This window comes from Bacillus sp. LL01 (genome assembly GCF_001037965.1).
This window is the reverse complement of the sequence record NZ_LFEL01000134.1, coordinates 1-4,945: the sequence shown is the minus strand read 5'-3', so window position 1 is coordinate 4,945 and position 4,945 is coordinate 1. Positions and strand designations below refer to the sequence as shown.

6 protein-coding genes are annotated in these 4,945 nt (G+C 39.6%); 1 reads left to right on the top strand and 5 read right to left on the bottom strand.

Going from position 1 to position 4,945, the window contains the following annotated elements; translation table 11 throughout:
• Window positions 1-1,575: AAA family ATPase (locus AB685_RS26345; protein WP_047973555.1), on the bottom strand; the 1,575-nt coding region annotated here is incomplete at its 3' end.
• A 178-nt stretch (window positions 1,576-1,753) separates the two neighbouring features.
• On the opposite strand from AB685_RS26345, the gene AB685_RS26340 reads away from it, so the two are divergent.
• On the top strand, window positions 1,754-1,978 hold the full coding sequence (locus tag AB685_RS26340; protein WP_047973554.1) for a DUF1128 domain-containing protein: 225 nt from the start codon (window positions 1,754-1,756) through the stop codon (window positions 1,976-1,978).
• Between the two features lie 47 nt (window positions 1,979-2,025).
• Here the strand turns inward: AB685_RS26340 and rnc are convergent, their stop codons facing one another.
• From rnc to fabD, 4 genes are all read right to left on the bottom strand, one after another.
• Complete coding sequence (gene rnc, locus AB685_RS26335) at window positions 2,026-2,817, bottom strand: ribonuclease III (protein WP_128755952.1); 792 nt, start codon at window positions 2,815-2,817, stop codon at window positions 2,026-2,028.
• Window positions 2,818-3,123: 306 nt separating this feature from the next.
• Window positions 3,124-3,357 (bottom strand): acyl carrier protein, encoded by a 234-nt coding sequence (gene acpP / locus AB685_RS26330; RefSeq protein ID WP_047973553.1) that lies wholly within the window; start codon window positions 3,355-3,357, stop codon window positions 3,124-3,126.
• A gap of 92 nt (window positions 3,358-3,449) precedes the next feature.
• Window positions 3,450-4,193, bottom strand: coding sequence for a 3-oxoacyl-[acyl-carrier-protein] reductase (gene fabG / locus AB685_RS26325; protein WP_047973556.1), 744 nt, complete (start codon window positions 4,191-4,193; stop codon window positions 3,450-3,452).
• Window positions 4,193-4,945 (bottom strand): ACP S-malonyltransferase (fabD, locus tag AB685_RS26320; protein WP_047973552.1); only part of this gene is annotated, 753 nt, incomplete at its 5' end. The genes fabG and fabD, both read right to left, overlap by 1 nt.

Genomic DNA, 4,945 nt, shown 5'->3' with positions numbered 1-4,945 from the left:
AACAGCACCGACGATTCCTTCAAGCGTATGATCTCTAGCTTTTAAGATTTCCTTTACACCATGAAAGAATCCGGAGAAATCTGCTTGCATTTCTTCTAGCACTTCTGCCCGAGATTGCATTTTTTGTAAAAGCTGATAGGCTTCATATAATTTTGCTTCTCTTTTTTGATAGCGTGCTTTTAGTTGTTCTAATTTCGTTTGAGAATTACGAAATTGTCCAACATTTTTCTCAAGCTCTGCTTCTTTTTCTAAAAAGATTTTGTGAGCTTCTTCTTGCTTTTTAGCCATTTGTTCTCTACTTGTTAGTAGATCTTCGTTTTCTTCGACTAGTCTTGTTTGCTTAACCGATTGTTGACGCTTTTGTTCTAGTAGGTAATTGCGTTCATTTCGAATGGATGCTTGTTCATTTAATACTTCAATATAATCGGACTTTAGACGGTCAAGCTCTTCTTCAACATTGACTTCAGTTAGTTTTAACTTTTTTTCATTCGTTTTAATTTGTTCGTTTAAAGCCTGAACGCCTGCTTTAGCTTGCTTTACTTTCACTTGCTTTTCTTGCAACTCTAATTCAAGTGTTTCTTTTTGCCCGCGAGCTCGTTGGATCGATTTTTCTAATTGCTCTTTATTTTGAGAAGCATTTTTCTTACGTTCTTTTAATACTTCTCTTTTTCCTTCATTCTTCTCAAGCTCTTCACTAACCTCAAGTAACTCTCCTTGAGCTTTGTTCAATTCTTCGTCCAATTGCTTTGAACGTGTGCGTAACGTCTGCAACTCATTTTCCATTTCAATGAGTTTATGATGTCTTTTTTCATGTTCTTTATGAAGACCTTGTAATTTGTCTTTTTCTTCATTCCATTCTTGGTTAAGCTCTTCAATTTCATGAACCATTAATGCAATTTCAACTTCTTTTAGTTCTTCTTTTTTCTCTAAATAATCCCTTGCAATGGAGGCTTGAATTTGAAGAGGTTCTACTTGAGCTTTTAACTCATGCAAAATATCTTCTACCCGAATTAAATTCTCCTGTGTCTCGTCCAACCTTTTTTCAGCTTTAACTTTTCGCTTCTTATATTTAAGTACCCCTGCAGCCTCTTCAAAGATCACACGACGATCTTCTGCCTTACTACTTAAAATTTCCTCTACTTTTCCTTGACCGATAATGGAATAGGCTTCACGACCAAGTCCAGAATCTAAAAATAGATCGATGATGTCTTTTAGTCTGCATGATTGTTTATTAATCAAGTACTCACTCTCACCTGAACGGTACACTCGTCTTGTGACACTTACTTCACTATAATCAATCGAAAGATGCTGGTCTTCATTGTCTAGAATTAGCGATACTTCTGCATAATTAAGACGCTTACGTGAATCACTTCCGGCAAAAATGATGTCCTCCATTTTTGACCCACGTAACGATTTTGCAGATTGTTCACCTAAGACCCATCGAACCRCATCTGAAATGTTACTTTTCCCACTCCCATTTGGGCCAACAACAGCTGTAACCCCTGGGACAAATTCAATATTCATCTGTTCTGCAAATGATTTAAATCCTACGACCTCTAGTCGTTTGAGGAACATAATCCTTCCCCCTAACCTAGTTTAACAACTTTCCTATTTTAACATAATAGCTACACGAATACATCCGTCGTTTCTTCTACATCCTTAACCCTGCAGGCAAATGATCAAACGCGGTGGGACAAATGTTCAGTCATGTGATACGATATGAATTGACTACTATTTCAGATGAGGTGTATKCATGGACTTATCAACGACTAGCCGTGATAATATTGAATTTATGATTGAAGAAATTAAGCGTAAATTACAAATAGTAAACGCAGGGGCCCTGAATGCAAAAAGTTTTGATACTGATCAATACGAAGACTTGMGAGATATTTATGAAATGATCATCAAAAAAGATTCCTTCTCTGTAAGTGAACTTGATGCGATTGTTTCAGAACTTGGTAAAATGAGAAAGCGTTAAAATACAAAAAACGTACCAACCCACTTAGGAGTTGGTACGTTTTTTGTTTACGCATCAGACTTCTTACTTAACTTAACCAATGCTTGTTGTGCGGCATGTTGCTCCGCTTCTTTTTTAGACCGACCAGAGCCCACACCTAATGTCTGTTCATTCAGCTGGACCTCTGAAACGAATTCACGATTATGAGCAGGACCTATTTCTTGAACAATCACATATTGGATTTGACCAAGATTATCCCGTTGAATAAATTCTTGCAATTGACTTTTAAAATCCATCATATGAGAAAAAGCACCATCGTTAATTTTAGGATACATCGTTTGACTCAAAAATTTATAAACAGATTCAATTCCTTGATCTAGATAAAGAGCTCCAATAAATGATTCAAATACGTCCGCTAGAAGTGCAGGTCTTGCACGACCACCTGTCATCTCTTCACCCTTGCCTAGCAAGACCAATTTGCCAAAATCAAGGTCTTCTGCAAAGCGAGCAAGTGATGGTTCACAAACGATTGAAGCACGGAGTTTCGTCATTTCTCCTTCACTCATTGAACTAAACTTTTTATATAGAAATTGTGAAACAGCCAGTTCAAGAACTGCGTCTCCTAAAAATTCAAGTCGCTCGTTATCCTGAAACGAGTAGATACGGTGCTCATTCACATAGGATGAATGAGTAAATGCTTGGATTAATAACTTATGGTTTTCAAAAGTCAAATCAATTGTTTCGAGTAATTCATCAAACTGTTTTTTTTGTTCATCGGTCAATGTGAGGCGACGATTATGGCGCCTACGGTCATAATAATTTGATCTCGGTTTACGATGGTTCTTAGAAGATTGCGGCATGTTGACCTCCAACACTTTGAAAATTTACTATTTATACAGGTCTTCGCCTGCTTTTGTAAAGCAAGAGGCTGGGACAAAAGTATTTTAACTTATGGAGAATCGAACATTATTGATGCGATCTATGTAGACCGCTCCTGAAATATACTTCGCTTTCCGCGGGAAGCTGGTGAGTCTCCTCGTACTACGCACTGTGGGGTCTCACCTCTGCTCCCGCAGGAGGTCTACGTATATGTCATCCGCTCATTTAGCGCTTCGTTCGTATCCTGAGTTAAACCTCTTAGATATGTCCCAGCCCCTCCTCACCACTTACTGACGGCTGTTTATGTAATCAACGACATCAGCAACAGTCGAAATTTTCTCTGCTTCTTCATCAGAAATTTCTAGATCAAACTCATCTTCAAGCTCCATTACAAGCTCAACAACATCTAATGAATCTGCCCCTAAATCATCTTTGAAAGAAGCTGCAGGTTTTACATCTGCTTCCTCCACACCTAAACGATCAACAACGATCGCGGTTACACGTGATAATGTATCTGCCATGTACGTTCACCCCCTCTCAAGTAGTTGTTAAAAGCTAGATGAATTTTAACGGTAACATGTGGATATGTCAATACCGTAAAATCCTTCTACCTTTACTGCATGACCATTCCACCATCGACATTTWATGTTTGACCAGTCATATACGCGGCATCGTCAGTCGCTAAGAAACGAACAACTGATGCAACATGTTCTGGTTTACCTAGTGAACCAAGTGGGATTTGTCCCAGCATCTGAGCTTTCATTTCATCCGTTAATTCATCTGTCATATCTGTTGTGATAAAGCCCGGAGCGACTGCGTTTACTAAAATGTTACGATTAGCAAGCTCACGTGCCATCGTTTTCGTCAAACCAATGACACCCGCTTTAGCAGCAACGTAATTTGCTTGGCCTGCATTCCCAAGAATCCCTACAACAGATGCCACATTGATAATACGACCATACCGTTGCTTCATCATCTGACGCGTTACGGCTTTAGAGCAATTAAATACACCTTTAAGGTTCGTATTAATGACTACATCCCAGTCTTCTTCCTTCATTCTCATCAATAAGTTATCACGTGTGATACCAGCGTTATTCACTAAAATATCAACGCGACCAAAAGCCTCAATCGTCTCTTTGATCATCGCTTGTACACTTTCTGAATTGGCAACATCCGCTTGAATTGCTAGAGCATCTACCCCAAGTTCTTTACAAGAGGCCACAACTCCCTCTGCACGTTCGACACTACCTGCATAATTGACAACAACATGAGCGCCGTTACGAGCAAGCTCAAGCGCGATAGCCTTTCCAATTCCTCTTGAAGCACCGGTTACAACGGCAACTTTTCCTTGTAGCATCATTCTGTCACTCCTTCTAGTTTTTCAATCACCTTCTGCAAGCTTTCACGATCATTTACCGCAAACGCTTGTGAGCGGCGATTTACTTTTTTCACTAGTCCAGTAAGCACATTTCCTGAACCAACTTCGATAAATGTATCGACACCTTGATCTAATAGTGTACGAATTGTCTCTTCCCATCTCACTGGAGAATAGACTTGTTCTATTAATTTAACTTTAATCTCATCGGCATTTGTTTGCTCCTTTGCCGTCACATTGGCAATGACTGGAATAGATGCATCTGAGATCGTAAGCTCATCAAGGATCGCAGCTAATTTATCCGCAGCTGGTTTCATTAATGAGGAATGAAACGGTCCACTTACTTGAAGAGGAATAACACGTTTAGCTCCCTTTTCTTTAGCAAGCTCACTAGCAAGTGATACCCCCTCACTTGAACCTGAGATAACAATTTGCCCCGGACAATTCAAGTTTGCAAGTTCTGCAACATGTCCTTGTGATTGAACTTCCTTGCACACTTCCTCTAATGCTTCTACGGTCATGCCAAGTACCGCAGCCATTGCTCCTTCTCCAAATGGTACAGCTTCTTCCATGAACAACCCACGATTACGAACTGCATAAACTGCATCCTCAAAAGAAAGAGCGCGAGCAGCAACCAGTGCGCTATATTCGCCTAAACTATGTCCTGCGACATAATCAGGTGAGATGTTTGCTTCTTTTAATAACTCTAAAACGGCAACACTCATCGTAACAAG

What these genes read in the sequence shown, in the direction of transcription:
- acpP (WP_047973553.1), bottom strand. Translation starts at nt 3,357, where the DNA reads ATGGCAGATACATTATCACGTGTAACCGCGATCGTTGTTGATCGTTTA.
- rnc (WP_128755952.1), bottom strand. Translation starts at nt 2,817, where the DNA reads ATGCCGCAATCTTCTAAGAACCATCGTAAACCGAGATCAAATTATTAT.